This window comes from Klebsiella sp. ME-303, assembly GCF_007910085.1.
GTDB lineage: Bacteria > Pseudomonadota > Gammaproteobacteria > Enterobacterales > Enterobacteriaceae > Klebsiella > Klebsiella michiganensis.
Map to the genome: position 1 here is coordinate 45,365 of NZ_VOJB01000057.1, position 18,506 is coordinate 63,870.

Here is an 18,506-nt window from a genome sequence, read left to right on the forward strand (position 1 = left end):
CTGACTTAGTGACCTGAATATGTATCATTTGGTTCAAATGCGCCATGATTGGTTGCAAAATTGTGATCAATATGTGTATTTTTTGCATCTCAAGAAAAGGAGCCGTTATGTCCGTCGTTGCTCATGATGAAGCGCAGTCTCTGAAAGAGCGGATCTTCGCCGCCGCCATTACCGTTTTCGCCGAGCATGGACTGTCAGGCGCGCGGATGGAGCAAATCGCCACCGAAGCGCAGACCACCAAACGCATGGTGGTCTACTACTTCAAGACCAAAGAGCTGCTTTATCAGGCCGTGCTGCAGCACGTCTACGCGAGGATCCGCGAAACCGAGCAGCAGCTCGGGCTGGAAAACGTACCGCCGGTAGAGGCGCTGGTGCAGCTGGTGAAGTGGAGCGTGCGCTATCACGCCACGCACGCTGACTATATGCGGGTGATCTGTATGGAAAACATGCAGCGCGGGAAATGGCTGAAAAGTTCAGGTCAGCTGAAACCGCTGAACCGCACCGCCCTGTCGATCCTGGAAGATATTCTTCAGCGCGGGCAGCAGCAAGGGGTGTTTCAGGCAGGGCTGGAAGCGCGCGATGTGCATCGATTAATCAGCAGCTTTAGCTTCTACCAGGTATCAAACTTTTATACGTTCAGCAGCCTCTACCTGGACGATCCGATGCCGGCTATTGATGATGAAGCGATGGTCGCCCATCACTGCGATATTGCCGTCAAGGCGGTTATTCGCTTTGTGATTTCCTGAAGCGCGCGGGAAGCGCCCGGCGGCGGCTAGTTTCCGGAAAGCGCATGGACCACCTTCTCCATCGCTTCCTGCGTCAGCGCGGAACGTTTGATTTTCGGGTTCGCCAGGGCGGTACGCACCACGCCGGCGATAACGATATGCTTTGGCTCCTGACCCAGGTCGCGCATCTCCAGCACGACTTTGCCCACTACGCGGCACATTTCCTGATACAGCGCCTCATCTTTGGCTGTGTTTCCCATTCTATTTCACTCTCAATTTTTCATTATCAATCAAATCATTATTGATATATTTCCTGAGTAAATCAAACCAGCTCCGCGTTTGTGCCTCAGAGACCGCTTTTCCCTGGCAAACTTGTGAATAAACCCGCGTTTCCGCCCTCTTTATCTTGTCAGGTGATGAAAAAATGTGTTGCGCATAAGCGTAGGATTAGTTTGCATTTTGTTAAGTATATAACTATAGAAATGAAACATGGTTTTCATTTTCTTTTTTGGATTTGGCAACGTATAATGCCCAACAAATTCTTATTGAATGGTTTCAGCGCATTGGATTGCATGACTAAACGCATAACACGTTGCCTCTTTTCATGGGCTGAACCGCCAGCACACATTCTTCTGCACGCTCTTTTGTTGTCACCTATCCTTAGAGCGTGGCATAGCAGCTTTCGTAATACAGGTTTAACTCTGCGGCAGTGCGCCCACGGAGTCAGATTCCCCATCCCTATCCTTCACAACTTAAAGATTAAACTGTCATGAAAAAGACCAAAATTGTTTGCACCATCGGTCCGAAAACCGAATCCGAAGAGATGTTGACCAAAATGCTGGACGCTGGCATGAACGTTATGCGTCTGAACTTCTCTCACGGTGACTACGCGGAACACGGTCAGCGCATCCAGAACCTGCGCAATGTGATGAGTAAAACCGGTAAGAAAGCGGCAATCCTTCTGGATACCAAAGGTCCGGAAATCCGTACCATTAAGCTGGAAGGCGGCAACGACGTTTCTCTGAAAGCGGGCCAGACCTTTACCTTCACCACCGACAAATCCGTTGTCGGTAATAACGAAATCGTTGCGGTGACCTATGAAGGTTTCACCAGCGACCTGAGCGTCGGCAACACCGTACTGGTTGACGATGGTCTGATCGGTATGGAAGTCACCGCTATCGAAGGCAACAAAGTTGTTTGTAAAGTGCTGAACAACGGCGACCTTGGCGAGAACAAAGGCGTTAACCTGCCGGGCGTGTCTATCGCTCTGCCGGCGCTGGCCGAAAAAGACAAGCAGGACCTGATCTTTGGTTGCGAACAGGGCGTTGACTTTGTTGCGGCCTCCTTTATCCGTAAGCGTTCTGACGTCGTTGAAATCCGCGAGCACCTGAAAGCCCACGGCGGCGAGAAGATCCAGATCATCTCCAAAATTGAAAACCAGGAAGGCCTGAACAACTTCGACGAGATCCTCGAAGCCTCTGACGGCATCATGGTTGCGCGTGGCGACCTGGGCGTTGAAATCCCGGTTGAAGAAGTGATCTTCGCGCAGAAGATGATGATCGAAAAATGTATCCGCGCGCGTAAAGTCGTTATCACCGCGACTCAGATGCTGGATTCTATGATCAAAAACCCGCGTCCGACCCGTGCGGAAGCAGGCGACGTGGCTAACGCCATCCTCGACGGCACCGACGCAGTTATGCTGTCCGGCGAATCCGCAAAAGGTAAATACCCGCTGGAAGCGGTCACCATCATGGCGACCATCTGCGAACGTACCGACCGCGTGATGACCAGCCGTCTTGAATACAACAACGACAACCGTAAGCTGCGCATCACCGAAGCGGTTTGCCGCGGTGCGGTTGAAACGGCTGAAAAACTGGAAGCGCCGCTGATCGTTGTGGCAACCCAGGGCGGTAAATCCGCGCGCGCCGTACGTAAATACTTCCCGGATGCCACCATCCTGGCGCTGACCACCAATGAAACGACCGCGCGTCAGCTGGTGCTGAGCAAAGGCGTTGTGGCGCAGCTGGTTGAAGATATCTCTTCTACCGATGCCTTCTATATCCAGGGTAAAGAGCTGGCGCTGCAGAGCGGCCTGGCGCGTAAAGGCGACGTGGTTGTTATGGTCTCCGGCGCGTTAGTCCCGAGCGGAACCACCAATACCGCTTCCGTGCACGTGCTGTAATAATTTACAGGTTAATTAGTATTTCCTTTAAAAGCGCCTCTTCGGGGCGCTTTTTTTTATTCTGGCACTAGCCGCTATTAATAAAAATGCAAATCGGAATTTACTATTTAATGCGAGATTATCTAAGATGAATCCGATGGAAGCGCGCTGTTTTCACTCGCCTTTTTAAAGTTACGTGATGATTTCGATGCTTCTTTGAGCGAACGATCAAAAATAAGTGCATTCAGGTAAAAAAATATTCTCATCACAAAAAAGTTTGTGTAATACTTGTAACGCTACATGGAGATTAACTCAATCTAGAGGGTATTAATAATGAATCGTACTAAACTGGTACTGGGCGCGGTAATCCTGGGTTCTACTCTGCTGGCTGGTTGCTCCAGCAATGCTAAAATCGATCAGCTGTCTTCTGACGTTCAGACTCTGAACGCTAAAGTTGACCAGCTGAGCAACGACGTGAACGCAATGCGTTCCGACGTTCAGGCTGCTAAAGATGACGCAGCTCGCGCTAACCAGCGTCTGGACAACGCAGCTACTAAATACCGCAAGTAATAGTATCTGTGTAATAAAAATGGCGCACATTGTGCGCCATTTTTTTTGCCTTACCTTTTCCCGCCTACTGCACCCTTTTCGCTTCATCTACCGGCGTATTATTCTGTACCGACAGGCTCGACGCGGTGCTTCCGCTAGCCGATACCACCACCGGATATCCTGCCCGCCGGGTCAGCGCGCGTTTAAGCTGCGCCTCATCAACCGCTTTATCCCCCGAGAATTGATGAAACTCCGCCGGAAGCGTATAGGCCATGGTCTGCGCATTGCTGGCCTCATCCGGCGTCAACGGGCGATGAACTTCAACATAGCGCTTACCGTCCGGCTCCACGGCGAACTTGACCGGCTGGTTGATAATCCGTACCGGCGTCCCGCTTTTCACCTGATTGAATAAAGACTGGATATCCGCCGCGTTCATGCGCATACAGCCGGAGCTGACGCGCAGACCCACGCTGTCCGGCGCGCTGGTGCCATGAATCAGATATTCACCGTTACCGTACGCCAGACGGAGCGCATAGCGGCCTAGCGGGTTATTCGGCCCTGCGGGCACGACCGGCGGCAGTTTAATCCCCTTCTCCAGCGAACGGGCGCGGATGCCCGCCGTCGGCGTCCAGGTAGGGTTCGGGATTTTCTGCCCTATGCGGGTCGTCATCTCCGGCGTCTCCAGCCCCTGCTGACCAATCCCCAGGGGATAGACCTGCACCTGATTGACGCCCGGCGGGAAGTAGTACAGGCGCAGCTCGGCCAGGTTGACGACGATGCCCTCGCGCGGCACGTCCGGCAGCAGCATCTGCGAAGGTATCAGCACCTGAGTACCCGGTTTAGGCTGCACCGGCGCAATGGTATCGTTCGCTTCAAGGATCAGCATCGCCGCCGTATCAAAACGACGGGCAATCGCCTGCAGGTTGCGGTCACCCTCCTGTACCGTCCAGAACTGGTTCTCACCAATCAGACGACTGTTGGCAGGAGGAAGGGGGTAATCAACGGCCCAGGCGGCGTGGGACGCGCTGAGGGCGCTCAGAAGGGCAATGGTGATAAGAGAAGCGCGTTTCATACTGAGATTCCTTCTTTCGCTGATAAAACGCCAGGCCTGTTATGCACGACGGGAGGCGAGCCTCCCGTCGTGCATAACAGAATGAAATCTACTGTTTTATTCTAGCTAAGATTTGCTGCTTTCGCGCGAATTGCGCGGATCATGGCTTCCAGTCCTTGCGACCGCGAGGGGGTAAGGTGCTGCGTCAGGGCCATTTTTTCAAACCACGGACGCACGTCAAACGCGGTGATATCTTTGGCCGTCATCTGGTCATAGAGGATAAACACCACCGCGATAAGGCCTTTGACGATGGCCGCATCGCTGTCGCCGCGAAGCGCAATCGCGCCGCTCTGCTCCTGCGTCATCACGATCCACACCTGGCTCTGGCAGCCCTGAATGATGTTCTGCGCGGTGTGTTCCTCCGGGCTCAGCGGCGCCAGGCGCTGACCCAGTTCAATAATATAGAGATACTTCTCTTCCCAGTTCGCACAACGGCTAAAGTTGCGCAGCAGTTTGTCTCTGTCCGGTAACGCCGCCATAGTTGCTTCCTTTAGCTTAATAATTTGTGGATCCGCTGTAGCCCCGCCACCAGTCGGTCCACCTCCTCCGTCGTATTGTACATCGCCAGCGATGCCCGGCACATGGCCGGCACGCCGTAGAACGCCATCAGCGGCATGGCGCAGTGGTGCCCGGTCCGCACCGCAATACCGTAGTTATCGAGGAAGCTGCCGACATCATAAGCATGATGTTTGCCGAGATTAAAGGCGATCGCCCCCAGGCGATCTGGCGGGCCGTAAAGGGTTAAATCCGCCACGCTCTCCAGCGCCTGCAGCGCGTAGCGCATCAGGGTCTGTTCATATTCCGCGATGTGCGTCAGCCCCAGCGCGCTGACGTAATCCAGCGCCGCGCCCAGCCCGATGATGCCGCCGGTATTCGGCGTTCCCGCCTCGAAGCGCCACGGCGCTTTTGCCCAGGTCGTGCCTTCCGTCAGGCTGACCGTGGCGATCATCGACCCGCCCCCTTCCCACGGCGCCATCTCCTGCAAAATGTCCTGCTTGACGTAGAGCACGCCGATGCCGGTGGGACCGTACAGCTTGTGGGCGGAGAAGGCGTAAAAGTCGCACTCCAGCGCCTGCACGTCCACCGGATGGTGCATCACCGCCTGCGCGCCGTCCACCAGCACTTTGGCGCCGTGCTGATGGGCCAACGCCGTCAGAGCGGCGATGGGATTTTCGGTTCCCAGCACGTTCGATACCTGGGTAATGGCCAGCAGGCGGGTACGCTCGTCAAACAGGCCGGGGATCGCATCCAGCTGCAGCGTACCGTCCTGGTTCAGCGGGATCACCCGCAGCTGCGCCCCCACTCTGGCGCACAGCATCTGCCACGGCACGATATTGGCGTGATGCTCCATCGCGCTGACGATGATGTTGTCGCCCGCGCCGACGTTGGCGTTTCCCCAGCTGTTCGCCACGAGGTTAATGCCTTCCGTGGTGCCGCGAACAAACACCAGTTCCTCCGCCGAGCGGGCGTTGAGGAATGTCGCCGCCCGCTGGCGCACCTGCTCCATGCTCGCCGTGGCTTCCGCGCTGAGGGTATGAATGCCGCGATGCACCGCCGCATAGCCGTGGCGGTAAAATTCCGCCTCAGCGTTAATCACCGCTTCCGGCTTCTGCGCGCTGGCGGCGCTGTCGAGGTAGGCCAGCGGCTGGCCATTAACCTCGCGATTGAGAAGCGGGAAATCCGCGCGCACGCGTTCCACAGAAAATGTCATGCCTTACCTCCCGGCAAACGCTGGCCTATACGCGCCAGTATCTGCTGCCTGAGCGCCTCATCGTCGATCGCTTCCGTGAGCTCGGCGGCAAAGGCGTAAAGAATCATCTGCTGAGCCGCCTGCTGCGTAATGCCGCGCGAGCGCAGATAAAACAGCTGTTCGTCATCAATACGCCCGATGGTCGCGCCGTGGCTGCACTTCACGTCGTCAGCGTAAATCTCCAGCTGCGGTTTGGTATCCACTTCGGATAAGCGGCCCAGCAGCAGGTTGTTGTTGGTCATCTGGCCGTCGGTTTTGATCGCATGCTGCGCGACGTTAATCAGGCCATTAAACACCGCCCGCCCTTTATCGTTGACGATGGTTTTATGCAGCTGGCGGCTGTTACAGTACCCGACCTGATGATCGAGCCAGGTGCGACTGTCGCAGACTTCGCCGTTGACCGGCATCGCCAGCGAGTTAATCCGCAGGGTGCTGTTTTCCCCCTTCAGCTGCGTGCTGGTGTGGTGGCGCAGCACCGAACTACCGAGCAGAAAACTGCTGCTGAAAGCGGAGGCGTCGCGCCCGAGCGCCAGGTCGTTATGGGCAAAATGGTAGCTTTGCGCGTTCTCAAACGCCAGCTTGATATGCTGCAGGTGGGCGTTATCCGCCACGGTCATCGTCAGCCTTGCGCCGGTAAAGTGGCGCTCATCGTTAAGGCTCAGATAGTGTTCGATGATGGTCGCCTGAGCGCCGCTCTCCAGCGCCAGATGGTGGCGATAGTGGGCGGTGTTCATTTCATCGCTCGCCAGCCCGCGCGTCAGGTGCATAATCAGCAGCGGTTTATCCGGGCGCTGGTTGCGCCTGACCCGAATATGGGTAACGGTGGTCGCCAGGCTTTCGGTCAAATGCAGAAACACTTCAGGCTGAACGGCGTCAGGCAGCTGCTGACGCTCGTTATCCACCTGCACTTCATAGCCGCTGGCGGCCAGATCGTCGCTCAGGCTCGCGCTAAACTGACCGTCGACAAACACCAGCCGCCATGCCTCTACCGGTAGCGCCAGTTCGTCGCGCCGGGCCGCCGTCAGCGTCTGCGGCTGAGCGGCGACAAAGGTCTGATTCAGTAGCGCGTCCAGCGGGGTATATTTCCAGTTTTCGTGTTTACGCGTTGGCAACCCCAGGCGCAGCAGCTGTTGCAGGTGCTGATGCGCCTGCGGGCTGCGCTGCCCGCTTTGGGACTCAAACAGATGGTGCCACTGCTGCAGCGCGTTACTGCTGTTCGGTAAGCCAGCCATAGCCCTGCTCCTCCAGTTGTTTGACCAGAGTAAAATCGCCGGATTTGACGATTCGCCCCTGGTACAGCACGTGGACGTAATCCGGCTTGATATAATCGAGAATGCGCTGATAGTGGGTGACGATAATAAACGAGCGCTTGCCATCGCGCAGGGAGTTGACGCCGTCAGAGACAATCTTCAGCGCGTCGATATCCAGCCCGGAATCGGACTCGTCCAGGATGCACAGCTCCGGTTCCAGCACCGCCATCTGCAGGATATCGTTGCGCTTTTTCTCGCCGCCGGAGAAGCCTACGTTAACCGAGCGGGTCAGCAGATCTTCCGGCATCTTCAGCAGCTTTATTTTGTCTTCCATCAGGTCCTGGAAGTCAAAACGGTCAAGCTGTTCCTGGCCACGATAGCTGCGCACGGCGTTGAGCGCGGTTTGCAGGAAAAACTGATTGCTGACGCCGGGAATTTCCACCGGATACTGGAAGGCCATGAAGATGCCTTCACCGGCGCGATCTTCAGGGGAGAGTTCCAGTAAATCTTTGCCTTTAAACGCCACGCTGCCGCCGGTCACTTCATAGTCTTCACGCCCGGCCAGCGTAGCGGAGAGCGTACTTTTCCCGGAGCCGTTCGGGCCCATAATGGCGTGCACTTCGCCGGGGCGAACCTCCAGATCCAGCCCGCGCAGGATCGCTTTGTCTTCAACGGCGACCTGCAAATTTTTTATACTTAACATCTTATTTCCTTTGTTATCAGCCGACGCTGTGTTCAAGGCTAATTGCCAGTAATTTTTGCGCTTCTACGGCAAACTCCAGCGGCAGCTCTGAGAAGACGTCTTTACAGAAACCGTTGACGATCATCGAAATCGCATCGTCTTCGCTGATTCCGCGCTGCAGGCAGTAGAACAGCTGATCTTCGCCGATACGGGAGGTGGTCGCTTCGTGCTCCAGCTGCGCGCTGTTGTTGCGGCATTCCACGTACGGGAAGGTATGCGCCCCGCTGTCCGGGCCAATCAGCATGGAGTCACACTGGGTGAAGTTGCGCGCGTTGGTCGCCGTCGGCATGATTTTGACCAGACCGCGATAGCTGTTCTGGCTGTGGCCGGCGGAAATGCCCTTCGAGATAATCGTCGAACGGGTGTTTTTGCCGATATGGATCATCTTGGTGCCGGTGTCCGCCTGCTGATGGCCGCTGGTCAGCGCCACCGAGAAGAACTCGCCGATGGAGTTATCCCCGCGCAGAATGCAGCTCGGATACTTCCAGGTGATCGCCGAGCCGGTTTCCGACTGGGTCCACGACATTTTGCTGTTCTCGCCTTCGCACAGGGCGCGCTTGGTGACGAAGTTGAGGATCCCGCCGGTATTGTTGTCGCCGGGGAACCAGTTTTGCACCGTGGAGTACTTCACCTCGGCGTCTTTATGAATAATCACCTCGACCACCGCCGCGTGCAGCTGGTAGCTATCGCGTACCGGCGCCGAACAGCCTTCGATATAGCTCACGTAGCTGCCTTCGTCGGCGACCAGAATGGTGCGTTCGAACTGGCCGGTTTTTTCCGCGTTGATGCGGAAATAGGTCGACAGCTCCATCGGGCAGCGTACGCCTTTGGGCACATAGATAAAGGTGCCGTCGGACGCCACCGCCGCGTTGAGGGCGGCAAAGAAGTTGTCGTTGCCCGGCACCACGGTGCCGAGGTATTTCTTCACCAGTTCCGGGTGATCGTGGATCGCTTCGCCGAAGGAACAGAAAATAATCCCCTGTTCCGCCAGCTTTTCGCGATAGGTGGTCGCCACCGAAACCGAGTCAAAAATGGCGTCGACGGCCACTTCCCGTCCTTCCCGCACCGGCACGCCGAGAAGGTTAAACGCCTCTTCGACTTCGCTGGTCAGAAACGCGCTGGACCCCGTTTGCTGCAGCGCGCCGGGCTCAGAGGCGCAGGCGTCATCGCAGTTGCCGCAGGAGGGCGCTGAATAATAGCTGTAATCCTGATAGTTCAGCTTGTCGTAGTGCGCCTTCAGCCAGTGCGGCTCTTCCATCGCCTGCCAGGCCTTAAACGCGTTCAGACGAAACTCCAGCATCCATTCTGGCTCATTGCGGCGCGCAGAAATCGCCCTGACCACCTCTTCATTTATGCCTTTCGCCAGCTCATCGGTCCGTAGCTGAGTGAAAAAGCCCTCTTTATAGTTGAGTGGCCCGCCGCTCCAGGTTTTGACATCGTCAGTTGCTTCAGTATTACGAGACATAGTTACTCCGCCTGAACGCCAAAACTTTCGCCGCAGCCGCATTCGTGCTGGGCTTTAGGGTTATGAAATTTGAAGATTTGATTTAAGCCTTCGCGAACGTAATCGAGCTCGGTGCCATCGATAAACGGCATCGCCTGCAGCGGCGCCCACAGCTTCGCGCCATCGCGCTCAAATAACAGATCGTCTTTCGCCGGTTCAGCAATTAGCTCGAGAACGTAGCCAAAACCGGCGCAGCCGCTGGTTTTAACGCCAAGCCGCAGCCCCTGCATATCCGGCTGTTTGCGGACCAGATCGCGAATATGGGCGGCGGCGGCTGGGGTCATGACCAGCCCACGCCAGCTAAAATCTTCGGGATTGAAAGTTCCTGCATGTGAATTCATCGCTCTACCTCATAGGTTGACGCCATCGGGCCATATCGCTATGTTAGTGATAATGATTATCACTTCAACCCATGCAGAGAAGGGGTATTTCCCCATTCAGTGCTTTTTATAAGCATAGACCCTGACAGAAGAGATATCGGAGATGGAATAAATTGTTCAATGCATTGATTAATAATGCATTTCAGTGCCAGAAAGGTAGAAATTGCAGGAAAGTTAAAATATGCATCGGAAATACCTATTTTTGAGATAGCGAATTTGCGTTGCGTAGACCCCACCGTGAAGGGCAAAAGAGTCACAACCGCGTCCTGCGGGTAAAAAGGAGAAATGGCGGACGTTATCTTTCCCGGTCATGAGGCAAAAAGACCGCGCTAACCACGGAAATTAAAAGGGCAGCGCCATGGCGGCGATGGAGGCGCTACCGCGTATCGCTAAACGGATGCCCGTTTAATTGTACTGCAGCGTCATGACCACAACAGCACTAATAGTTCCGGGCGTCGCACCGCCTGACACCGATTTTACCGAGGCCTGCATAGCCAGGGTTGCGGTTCTGTCAGCCGCGATATTGTGGGTGATGCTGGAACCCGTTCCCTTAAGCGCGCCGCTGCCCGCTTCACTCATCGCTACCGCCACGTTGGTGGCCGTACCGCTATTCAGATAATAGTCAGGACCGGCAAGCGGATCGGGAGCGCCGGTGAAGGAGGCCGTTACGCTGCGCGTTCCCGCCGGACAGTTGGTAAACAGCAAATTAAAGGCCACAGGGTCGGAGGATGACCCGGGCGTGGCCATGTTGGTTGCCTGAATATCGCCCAGATTGACATCGAGGTTGCTGTTTCCCCCATTGAATATACAGGGCGAGGCGACAATATTTCCCGTCACCCCCATCGTCACGCTATCGGCAGAAAAAACGTTCCAGCACAGCAACGTCAGAATAAGCAATTTTTTATGGCGTATTTTCATTTTTTCACCCGTTACTGGTACGTCAAATTAAGCGTGGCGGTCGCATTTGCCGAGCCGGATTCAACGGAAGTTAAGGTCTGATAATAACGGGCCGTCAACGGCAGCGTTTCTTGCCCGCCCGATGACCGTTTTAATAACAACGGGCTATTGATGGCCAACGGCGCGCCATTATATAAAAGCTGCACGCCAACGCCCTTTGCCGTACCGGCGCTGCCCTGCCCCGTTAATGCCATTACGCTGGTATTGGCGCTGTCGGGATTTTGTACGCCGCTCAGCGAAACGGTGATATTGGTGCCGGCGTTGCAGCTTAACCCCAGATTTTGCGTATTCTGCGCGCCAGCGGGCGTGGTGCCTACCGTCGAGCCGAACGTTGAAGCGGGAATATCGCCAATGATGAAGTTCAACTGAGGCGTAGTGATACTGCAGGCCAGCGCGTTGATTGTCCCATCGGTGAGTGTTGTGGTCAGGCCATCGCGGTAGACGCCGTCGCTGCCCTGGAGCGTCACCACCCCGATCGTTCCCGGCGTTAATGCGCCTGATGACACCTGGCCGGTAACCACGAGCTCAATTCTGCCGCCCCACCACTCCACGTATGAGGCCTGCGCCTCATAGGAAAATGTATTGCTTGGGTTTTCAAAGTAATTCCCGGAAGAGAAGCGAATACCGATACCATCGACATTAGTGGTGTAAACATGATTACCGTAGCTGCTCGGATTCCCACCAAGATACCGCATGCTGAATCCAAGCATTAACGGATTAGTACAACCGGTTAAATAGGAGGTGGTTTTCGTCGCATTCTGAGAAAAAATAACGGTCCCGACCGGCGCATCACGCGGTACGGTAATCGTTCCCACGGACAGAGTGGAGATCTGCGGGGTAATGGTGGTGCAGGTTCCGGCACGCGCGTTATTCCATCCGGCTATCAAGCCGAGCAAAATAACAGAGTAAATCAATCTCATGTTTAACGTTCCTGGTGACAACTGGCGCTAACTTCTGTTATTCCAGCGTAGGTTGATTGTTTCGGCAGGCTGAAATCAGCACGGCACTGTTGGCTGGACTCGCGACCCCACGTGACGATGATTGCCCCCTGCTCGCGCATTCCGCTTAAAAAAACCTGGCCGCGATCGCCAACGATAAAGCTGCTCTTATTATCATCCGCAAGCGTCACCACCGCCCCGAACGGCACGAAGCGGTTATTGTCGGTTAAGGTCATCAGGACCCTGCGCCCCACTTTGGAAAGATAATCGGCGCGCACCACCGCACCTCGCGTCGGGGTAACCGTGTCGGTGTTTATCTCCAGCTCTACGTCCTCAGGCATATTTTGCGGATCGAGCGTCAGGTCGTTTTTTCGATAGACGGAAATATTGCTGACGACCGTATATCCCCGGTAGTCCGTGCGCGCGCCGGGTTGGTTGCGAATATTCACGCCGTGTGCGCCGGGGGCTTTTATCAGGGCATTGGTTTCACCGAGCGGTTGGGAAAGCGTGATGCCATCGGCGTGGGCGATAACGCCCCCCTGCAGACCATAATTAAGACGCTCGCTGTTTTTGTCGTAGCTATACCCCGCCGTCACTTCGCCGTACGTCCCTTTATAGTCACCGTTCATATTGCCGGTGTAACCCACGCCATCCGTACCGTAACCCTGCTGGACGTTCCAGTTCAGCGAGTTGTTCTCCAGCGCGACGCCGTTCATGCCGATATTATGCGTCGTTCCACCATTCTTGCTGGCGTTCATGCCATAGCTGGCCCACGTTTGCGGGAGGAATTTATCCAACGGTACGCTGACGTTAAACGCCAGCAGCTGGTCGTGGGCGCTGTTACTCGCGCTGTCGTTTGACGTCGCGCTACCATTTTTGCTGTATGTCCAGGTCAGGCCGTAGCTGATATTGCGCCAGTAGTTGTTGTATCCGACGCTCCAGGAAGCCATCGACCTGGCGGAGTTCCAGTAATCTTCCCTCGCCGCGCTGAGGGTTAGCGATCCCAGTTCGCGGCTCAGCGTCTGGCTCATCGTCAGCTCCGCGCGGTTACGCCTGCGGTCCTGCAGCGCGCTGCTGTCTCCATATGAATCCAGAACTTCCTGCATCCCGTAATAGCCGCTGGTGGAATAGCGGTATCCCGCAATGGAAAAGTTGGTCCCGGTATCGATGAAGTTTTTGCTGTATCGCGCTCGCCAGGATTGGCCGCGCGATTTATCCGTTTTATCCGGCGTTGACCAGGCCTGCGTGACATCCGTGGAGATAGCGCCTAACGCCCCCATATTTTTACCCACGCCGAATGCCAGCGACTGATATTTGCTTGACTCCTGCAGGCCGCCATAGAGGGTAAAGCCATGCTGCAGGCCATAAATTGCCGTTGTCTGCCCGAAAGGGGTTTTATCCACGCTGCTGTTATATGAACGATACTGCCCGCCGGTGATGGCGTATTTGAACCGGGCTTCCCGCTGCAGTACAGGCAGCGAGGCGTAGGGCAGCGTGAAGTGCTGTTCGCTGCCATCGGCTTCTTTAATCGTCACGTCGAGATCGCCTGCCCCACCGGTAGGATACATATCCGTGATTTCAAAGGCGCCCGGCGCAACGTAGCTTTGGTAGATCTGGTAGCCGTTCTGGCGCACCACGACCTGCGCATTGGTTCGGGCAATGCCGCGTACTACGGGCGCATAGCCCTTAAGAGAATCCGGCAGCATGTCGTCATCGGATGCCAACTGGCCGCCGCGAAACGGCATACTGTCGAACACGTCGGCAGGCGCAGAGCTGTCGCCAACGGTAAGCTGGGCTTTCAGAGGAATAATGGCCCGCTGCGCATAGGTATAAACGGTATCCCATTTATCCTGGCCGGAGGACTCCCGTGACCAGGTGGTATAGTTGCGAAAACGCCAGGGTCCGATATTGATCCCCGGACGCAGGTTCGCATACTGGCTGTCGCTTCTGCCGCCCTGGCCCGTTTTCGCCCGAGTGTTCGCTCCGCTCAGGCTGTAATTGAGCAATGCCGCAGTAATCCCCTCATCCCACATTTCCGGCGGTACATAGCCCCTGGCCGGCAGGTCGATCGCCGCCTGGGGAATACTGATAACCAGCCGCTGGGCGCCAAACTGAAAATCAGCGCTGGCTTGCGGAATAGCCTGGAGATTGGCGCAATCACTATTTTCTACCGACAGCTGGGGAAAAAGTTCGGTTTTCACTCCCCACTGTTTTAATTGTTCCACGCTCAGACAGGGCTGTAATACCTCATTACCACCCCCGTTTTTTGCCATCGAAAAAGGAATATCCCGGGTGTCCATTAACTGGTCATCAAGAATAATATCCACATGGTATGTTCCCGGCGCCTGAGAGCCCGATTCAAAAGCCGATAAATCCGCTTTGCCCACGCCGGGATTATCTAACTCTACCAGGGCCGTATTAAACGAATCACTGGCATACAGTTCCGGAGAGAAACCGGTTAACGCTATGGCGATAAGCGTAGCCAGACGAGCAGGTCGCAACTTATTATTTTTTATTGTCATCGCTATTACCTATTTAACGCTGGGCTTGCCATTTACTCTGGGATTACAAACTGGCTTGATGTGACGGACCGGGGCTGCCGTAGTCATTAATAACTTTAAATGTCAGGGCATTGCCGGAGGCCCCGTCCGGCATGCGGAATCGGGTGGTCGAACCCGGCATGACGTAGGTCACCTGGGCAAGCATTTTTCCGCCCACGGTAATTTCATTGAAATTAATGACGTAAGGCGTTGGGTTATTAACCTGAAGTTCATTGCCGCTTCTTTGCCAGGTGAGTTTATTCGCCTGTTCCTCCGGCGTTGAGGCGCGAAGCGTAACGGGACGGTAAATCAGCTTGATGCGCGTTTTTACGGCAATTTGCAGGGAGTTCATCTGCTTTGATGCCGAGGGAATCGCTTTAATATTTATCCAGAATAAACTTTCTTTGGTCTGAGGCAGTGAACCTGTCGCGACAATTCGCTCAATATTTTTTTGTCCGCTGTCGAGGCGATACATCGGCGGCGTAATAATAAAAGGCGCTTTACCAGAACCAACGTCTTGATCATCTATCCATGACTGAATTAAATAAGGTGTCGCATCAGGATTATTAACGCTGATTGACGCTTCTTTTTTTGCACCATCGAAAATGATGCGCGTGCCGCCGATAATCACCCCGGCAGTAGCGCTTGCCTGCACCAGCGTTAACATTGTTATCGCCAGGCTAATTGTTCTGATAAAACGCATTTTATACCTCTTAAAACAAAGGGGCCGGGCCGGCCCCCTACTGATTACTGCAGAAACTTAGTTGTAAACCACTGAGAAGTTCGCGACCGAGTTAGCTGGACCGGCGACTACCGTCGCAGCGGTCGACATATACTGCGCATAGAAATTCAGCGTATTATCGGCGGTGCTGCTGAGTATGTAGCTATAACCGTTGCTGCCGTGCAGAGGCAGGTCGGCTTTATCCGCCGTCATCAGATTAATGGCAACACCGGTTGCGGCTCCGACAACCGACGAGTCAATGGCCAGCAGGTTGGAATTGTCTGGATCGGGCGTGCCATCAAAGCGGACTTTGGCATTGGTAACCGTCACCGGACAGTTCTTCAAAATAATATCGAATTTCGTCGCGGCGGTTCTCGAACCGGCTACCGGAAATTCAGTTTTATAATAATCGCCTAAAACAACCACCTGATTCTGAGAGGCGACATCGATGTCGCAGGCGGCATCCAAAATATTGCCATTAAAGTTAACGGTACCCGCTGCTGCGAAAGCCTGAGTCATAGATAATGCAGAACCTGCTGCAAGAATCGCAATAACAATTTTCTTTTTCATAACGACACATCCTGTTTTACTTTATGTACATTCTGGCAAAATATTTAATAAACGCATTTTGCCATTACTTTAATATATTGCCGGGAATCAATGGTATATATCACACCACTGCTTCATTTTATTAAAACCGGATTACCCCTGCCGACGAGACAAAATTTATACAACATTTTTTCAGCGCACAATCTATTTCGCGGTCTAAATGTAGACTCAGAATTAACAAAAATAAAACATTTAAATTAAGATATTACTTAATCACTCGGACCCCGGTCTACTTTTGGACCCGGGAAGCAAAACTAACAAAATCAATAAATTATAACCATAACCCCCCCGGGTCTATTATTAGACCAGACGCCAATATTCCCTGACATGCTGTTTTTTAAGATAATTCCCAACATCGATCAAAAAACGATCGCATAAGTTAGTGAGGTATCTTATGAACACGCGAATTATTCCTGAACTCGGCAGCGAGCCAGCAGAAGTACTTGAGATAAAACCCTTTAAGCACATTGAGAAATTAATTGATAATATCCTGCCGTACGCCGAGAGACGTATAGTATCGAAAGGGGAGATCGTTCATTATTACGATAATGACATTCGTCAGTGTTTTTTACTTATCCAGGGCAGCGTTGCTCTGCATCGTCGCGGAGACGGGATTGTTTTAAACTCAGAGTCATCGCCTTTTCTTCTCGGCGTATGTAGCCAGTTTTCCTCTGAACGTCTTTACGTCAGGGTACTGGAAACGTCAGAAATTGCGGCCGTTTCGCTGGAAACGTTTAATCGCGTGGTGGCCCAACAGAATTTATGGGAGCATTTTTCAAAGCTTCTGATCTATACCGCATCGCGGGTTTATGAGCACTGCGCCCAGATATCGCAAATGTCAGCCTATGATATCATCCGTTTTCAACTTGTTGAATTAATGCAAGAGCCCGAAGCTATCCGGCAAAATATCACCGCGGCGGCCTATATCAAAAGTCGCACCTATCTTTCCCGCAGCGGCGTTATGCGCATCCTGGCGGAGCTAAGAACGGGTAAATACATTACCATGGAGCGCGGAGTGCTGATTGACATCCACCACCTGCCGCGAAAGTATTGATTGTTCATGTATCTTCGGAGTGGCAAGAGATACGCGCGAGGTTATAATAAATCCGATCTCCTTCAGGATTTTCTGACTATGTCATCTGCAAATCAACCCTTCCGCGGCTCCCCTTACGCACAGGAATTTATTTCTCATTTGCAGCCCTACTGCACGACGTACCGAACGGGCCGCGGCGAGCAGTTTGATCTTCAGGTTAACGGTCAAGGGATGTGTTACCTCCTTCTGGAGGGGACGATAGCGATATACCGAAGAAGTGACAACATGATGCTTTCCACGGCGCTCAGTCCCGCCCTTTTCGGCCTCGCTAACCTGACGGACATTTACTTTGATGACTATTTTAAAACCGTCACGCCGTGCCAGATTGGCGTACTCACGACCCGTCGCGTCGAGGAAATCATTAAAGAGAAGGCGCTATGGGGACTGCTCTCTAAACAGCTGATGTTTGTCTATAACCGCCTCTATCATAACGTTATGCCCCAGGGCACGCCAACGGCGTACGAGATGATTCGCCAGCAGCTGATCAAGCTCATGGAGGAAGAGGAGGGTTATCGCTACAGCGTGACGGCTGAAAGATATATCAGAGAGAAAACCCGGCTTTCCCGCAGCGGCGTAATGCGCATTCTGGCGGCTCTGAAGACCGGTGGTTTCATCGAAATGGAAGAGGGGAAACTCATAAAAATCAACAAACTTCCTGCTAAGTACTGATTATGCGGATAGGGCTTTCGGCCCTCTCGCGATCCGGCCTGCGCGCCGAAATGCATTCATGCAACAAATTCTATTCGTTTTCATTATAAGTATTGTCATTTCACAGAAATAAAGATTTATTCACTGCTGACTGGCTCATGTAGAATGCGCTGCTAAATTTCCTTCATCTTTTACGCAATGTCGCCCTGGCGACCGTTCGGGAACCTGTGTAGTACTGAATTATGGATATAGAAACAGATGTCATGTCGATGTGTATGGTCGTGTTGTTAATTATTAGCGTGTTGCTCGATTAACCTCTTCCCCCCGTAAAATCAGTACGCCTCGCCGTCGCCGGACAGGCCAGTCTATTCGCTACGAACCCGATCCAAATCGAAATCGTACCGTTCCCCCGCGCGGCCTGACCTGCCAGCGTATTCCGGGATAAGCGTTGAGAGAGGCAATATTGCCCTGTCGGGCATGGCGCGAATATTAAAAAGGCTGCCAACGATGGTGGCAGCCTCTTCACTTTATGGCATTGCTGGTGCGAAGAGCGAATTAGCTCCTGATCTTCCTGTAGATAAACAGGACAACCAGCGCACCGATCACCGCCACGACAAAGCTGCCGAAATTAAAACCGTCTACACGGCCAAAGCCGAAGAAAGTACTAATCCAACCCCCGACAACTGCACCGATGACACCCAGAATTACGGTAACGATAAATCCGCCGCCGTCTTTCCCCGGCATAATCCACTTGGCTAAAATACCGGCAATAAGCCCAAAAATGATCCATGAAATGATACCCATAGCTAGCTCCGTCCTCTTGTTACC

The 18,506-nt window shown here is 53.8% G+C and carries 19 protein-coding genes; 5 read left to right on the plus strand and 14 right to left on the minus strand.

Annotation, left to right across the window (positions count from 1 at the left end):
- The first annotated feature begins 107 nt into the window (after positions 1-107).
- Positions 108-746 (plus strand): TetR/AcrR family transcriptional regulator, encoded by a 639-nt coding sequence (locus tag FQK12_RS03595; RefSeq protein WP_014229708.1) that lies wholly within the window; start codon positions 108-110, stop codon positions 744-746.
- Between the two features lie 26 nt (positions 747-772).
- On the opposite strand, the gene fumD is transcribed toward FQK12_RS03595, so the two are convergent.
- Positions 773-985: a fumarate hydratase FumD gene (fumD, locus tag FQK12_RS03600; protein ID WP_004851729.1), complete on the minus strand. Its 213-nt coding sequence runs from the start codon at positions 983-985 to the stop codon at positions 773-775.
- Between the two features lie 509 nt (positions 986-1,494).
- Here fumD and pykF point away from each other — a divergent pair.
- A complete protein-coding gene (pykF, locus tag FQK12_RS03610) occupies positions 1,495-2,907 on the plus strand; it encodes a pyruvate kinase PykF (RefSeq protein ID WP_004119183.1) in 1,413 nt (470 codons plus the stop codon).
- 312 nt (positions 2,908-3,219) lie between these two features.
- Positions 3,220-3,456 carry a murein lipoprotein Lpp gene (lpp, locus tag FQK12_RS03615; RefSeq protein WP_003029373.1) on the plus strand — a complete coding sequence of 79 codons (237 nt, stop codon included), beginning with the start codon at positions 3,220-3,222 and terminating at the stop codon, positions 3,454-3,456.
- 64 nt (positions 3,457-3,520) lie between these two features.
- On the opposite strand, the gene FQK12_RS03620 is transcribed toward lpp, so the two are convergent.
- The 12 genes from FQK12_RS03620 to FQK12_RS03680 all read right to left on the minus strand — a co-directional run bounded on the left by FQK12_RS03620 (position 3,521) and on the right by FQK12_RS03680 (position 15,898).
- Positions 3,521-4,507 carry a L,D-transpeptidase family protein gene (locus tag FQK12_RS03620; protein ID WP_004851735.1) on the minus strand — a complete coding sequence of 329 codons (987 nt, stop codon included), beginning with the start codon at positions 4,505-4,507 and terminating at the stop codon, positions 3,521-3,523.
- A gap of 101 nt (positions 4,508-4,608) precedes the next feature.
- Complete coding sequence (gene sufE / locus FQK12_RS03625) at positions 4,609-5,025, minus strand: cysteine desulfuration protein SufE (RefSeq protein WP_004851737.1); 417 nt, start codon at positions 5,023-5,025, stop codon at positions 4,609-4,611.
- 11 nt (positions 5,026-5,036) lie between these two features.
- Positions 5,037-6,257, minus strand: coding sequence for a cysteine desulfurase SufS (gene sufS / locus FQK12_RS03630; protein WP_014229709.1), 1,221 nt, complete (start codon positions 6,255-6,257; stop codon positions 5,037-5,039).
- A complete protein-coding gene (sufD, locus tag FQK12_RS03635; RefSeq protein ID WP_014229710.1) occupies positions 6,254-7,528 on the minus strand; it encodes a Fe-S cluster assembly protein SufD in 1,275 nt (424 codons plus the stop codon). The genes sufS and sufD overlap by 4 nt, the downstream gene beginning before the upstream one ends.
- Complete coding sequence (gene sufC, locus FQK12_RS03640; RefSeq protein WP_004851743.1) at positions 7,503-8,249, minus strand: Fe-S cluster assembly ATPase SufC; 747 nt, start codon at positions 8,247-8,249, stop codon at positions 7,503-7,505. The genes sufD and sufC overlap by 26 nt, the downstream gene beginning before the upstream one ends.
- Positions 8,250-8,265: 16 nt before the next feature.
- On the minus strand, positions 8,266-9,753 hold the full coding sequence (gene sufB, locus FQK12_RS03645; protein WP_014229711.1) for a Fe-S cluster assembly protein SufB: 1,488 nt from the start codon (positions 9,751-9,753) through the stop codon (positions 8,266-8,268).
- A 2-nt stretch (positions 9,754-9,755) separates the two neighbouring features.
- Complete coding sequence (sufA, locus tag FQK12_RS03650) at positions 9,756-10,133, minus strand: Fe-S cluster assembly scaffold SufA (protein WP_004119171.1); 378 nt, start codon at positions 10,131-10,133, stop codon at positions 9,756-9,758.
- A 444-nt stretch (positions 10,134-10,577) separates the two neighbouring features.
- Entirely contained in the window at positions 10,578-11,090 is a 513-nt protein-coding gene (locus FQK12_RS03660) for a fimbrial protein (RefSeq protein WP_014229712.1), read from the minus strand.
- Positions 11,091-11,101: 11 nt separating this feature from the next.
- Positions 11,102-12,049 carry a fimbrial protein gene (locus FQK12_RS03665; protein WP_014229713.1) on the minus strand — a complete coding sequence of 316 codons (948 nt, stop codon included), beginning with the start codon at positions 12,047-12,049 and terminating at the stop codon, positions 11,102-11,104.
- Positions 12,050-12,051: 2 nt separating this feature from the next.
- Entirely contained in the window at positions 12,052-14,589 is a 2,538-nt protein-coding gene (locus FQK12_RS03670; protein ID WP_014229714.1) for a fimbria/pilus outer membrane usher protein, read from the minus strand.
- Between the two features lie 43 nt (positions 14,590-14,632).
- On the minus strand, positions 14,633-15,310 hold the full coding sequence (locus FQK12_RS03675; RefSeq protein WP_014229715.1) for a molecular chaperone: 678 nt from the start codon (positions 15,308-15,310) through the stop codon (positions 14,633-14,635).
- A gap of 57 nt (positions 15,311-15,367) precedes the next feature.
- Positions 15,368-15,898, minus strand: a complete 531-nt coding sequence (locus tag FQK12_RS03680) for a fimbrial protein (RefSeq protein ID WP_014229716.1) — start codon at positions 15,896-15,898, stop codon at positions 15,368-15,370.
- A gap of 433 nt (positions 15,899-16,331) precedes the next feature.
- On the opposite strand from FQK12_RS03680, the gene FQK12_RS03685 reads away from it, so the two are divergent.
- Both FQK12_RS03685 and FQK12_RS03690 read left to right on the plus strand, forming a co-directional pair.
- The gene (locus FQK12_RS03685; RefSeq protein ID WP_014229717.1) at positions 16,332-16,991 is read left to right on the plus strand and encodes a winged helix-turn-helix transcriptional regulator; all 660 of its coding nucleotides are present in this window, start codon (positions 16,332-16,334) and stop codon (positions 16,989-16,991) included.
- Positions 16,992-17,069: 78 nt separating this feature from the next.
- A complete protein-coding gene (locus FQK12_RS03690; RefSeq protein WP_032720589.1) occupies positions 17,070-17,699 on the plus strand; it encodes a helix-turn-helix domain-containing protein in 630 nt (209 codons plus the stop codon).
- Between the two features lie 534 nt (positions 17,700-18,233).
- On the opposite strand, the gene FQK12_RS03695 is transcribed toward FQK12_RS03690, so the two are convergent.
- Positions 18,234-18,482, minus strand: a complete 249-nt coding sequence (locus FQK12_RS03695) for a GlsB/YeaQ/YmgE family stress response membrane protein (protein ID WP_004102935.1) — start codon at positions 18,480-18,482, stop codon at positions 18,234-18,236.
- Between the last annotated feature and the right edge of the window lie 24 nt (positions 18,483-18,506).

Bases quoted from the DNA above. Each gene is read 5' to 3' on its own strand.
- lpp (WP_003029373.1), top strand. From the start codon at position 3,220: ATGAATCGTACTAAACTGGTACTGGGCGCGGTAATCCTGGGTTCTACT.
- FQK12_RS03675 (WP_014229715.1), bottom strand. From the start codon at position 15,310: ATGCGTTTTATCAGAACAATTAGCCTGGCGATAACAATGTTAACGCTG.
- FQK12_RS03660 (WP_014229712.1), bottom strand. From the start codon at position 11,090: ATGAAAATACGCCATAAAAAATTGCTTATTCTGACGTTGCTGTGCTGG.
- FQK12_RS03685 (WP_014229717.1), top strand. From the start codon at position 16,332: ATGAACACGCGAATTATTCCTGAACTCGGCAGCGAGCCAGCAGAAGTA.
- sufE (WP_004851737.1), bottom strand. From the start codon at position 5,025: ATGGCGGCGTTACCGGACAGAGACAAACTGCTGCGCAACTTTAGCCGT.
- FQK12_RS03595 (WP_014229708.1), top strand. From the start codon at position 108: ATGTCCGTCGTTGCTCATGATGAAGCGCAGTCTCTGAAAGAGCGGATC.
- FQK12_RS03665 (WP_014229713.1), bottom strand. From the start codon at position 12,049: ATGAGATTGATTTACTCTGTTATTTTGCTCGGCTTGATAGCCGGATGG.
- sufD (WP_014229710.1), bottom strand. From the start codon at position 7,528: ATGGCTGGCTTACCGAACAGCAGTAACGCGCTGCAGCAGTGGCACCAT.
- sufB (WP_014229711.1), bottom strand. From the start codon at position 9,753: ATGTCTCGTAATACTGAAGCAACTGACGATGTCAAAACCTGGAGCGGC.
- sufC (WP_004851743.1), bottom strand. From the start codon at position 8,249: ATGTTAAGTATAAAAAATTTGCAGGTCGCCGTTGAAGACAAAGCGATC.
- FQK12_RS03690 (WP_032720589.1), top strand. From the start codon at position 17,070: ATGTCATCTGCAAATCAACCCTTCCGCGGCTCCCCTTACGCACAGGAA.
- FQK12_RS03670 (WP_014229714.1), bottom strand. From the start codon at position 14,589: ATGACAATAAAAAATAATAAGTTGCGACCTGCTCGTCTGGCTACGCTT.
- FQK12_RS03620 (WP_004851735.1), bottom strand. From the start codon at position 4,507: ATGAAACGCGCTTCTCTTATCACCATTGCCCTTCTGAGCGCCCTCAGC.
- pykF (WP_004119183.1), top strand. From the start codon at position 1,495: ATGAAAAAGACCAAAATTGTTTGCACCATCGGTCCGAAAACCGAATCC.
- FQK12_RS03695 (WP_004102935.1), bottom strand. From the start codon at position 18,482: ATGGGTATCATTTCATGGATCATTTTTGGGCTTATTGCCGGTATTTTA.
- FQK12_RS03680 (WP_014229716.1), bottom strand. From the start codon at position 15,898: ATGAAAAAGAAAATTGTTATTGCGATTCTTGCAGCAGGTTCTGCATTA.
- fumD (WP_004851729.1), bottom strand. From the start codon at position 985: ATGGGAAACACAGCCAAAGATGAGGCGCTGTATCAGGAAATGTGCCGC.
- sufA (WP_004119171.1), bottom strand. From the start codon at position 10,133: ATGAATTCACATGCAGGAACTTTCAATCCCGAAGATTTTAGCTGGCGT.
- sufS (WP_014229709.1), bottom strand. From the start codon at position 6,257: ATGACATTTTCTGTGGAACGCGTGCGCGCGGATTTCCCGCTTCTCAAT.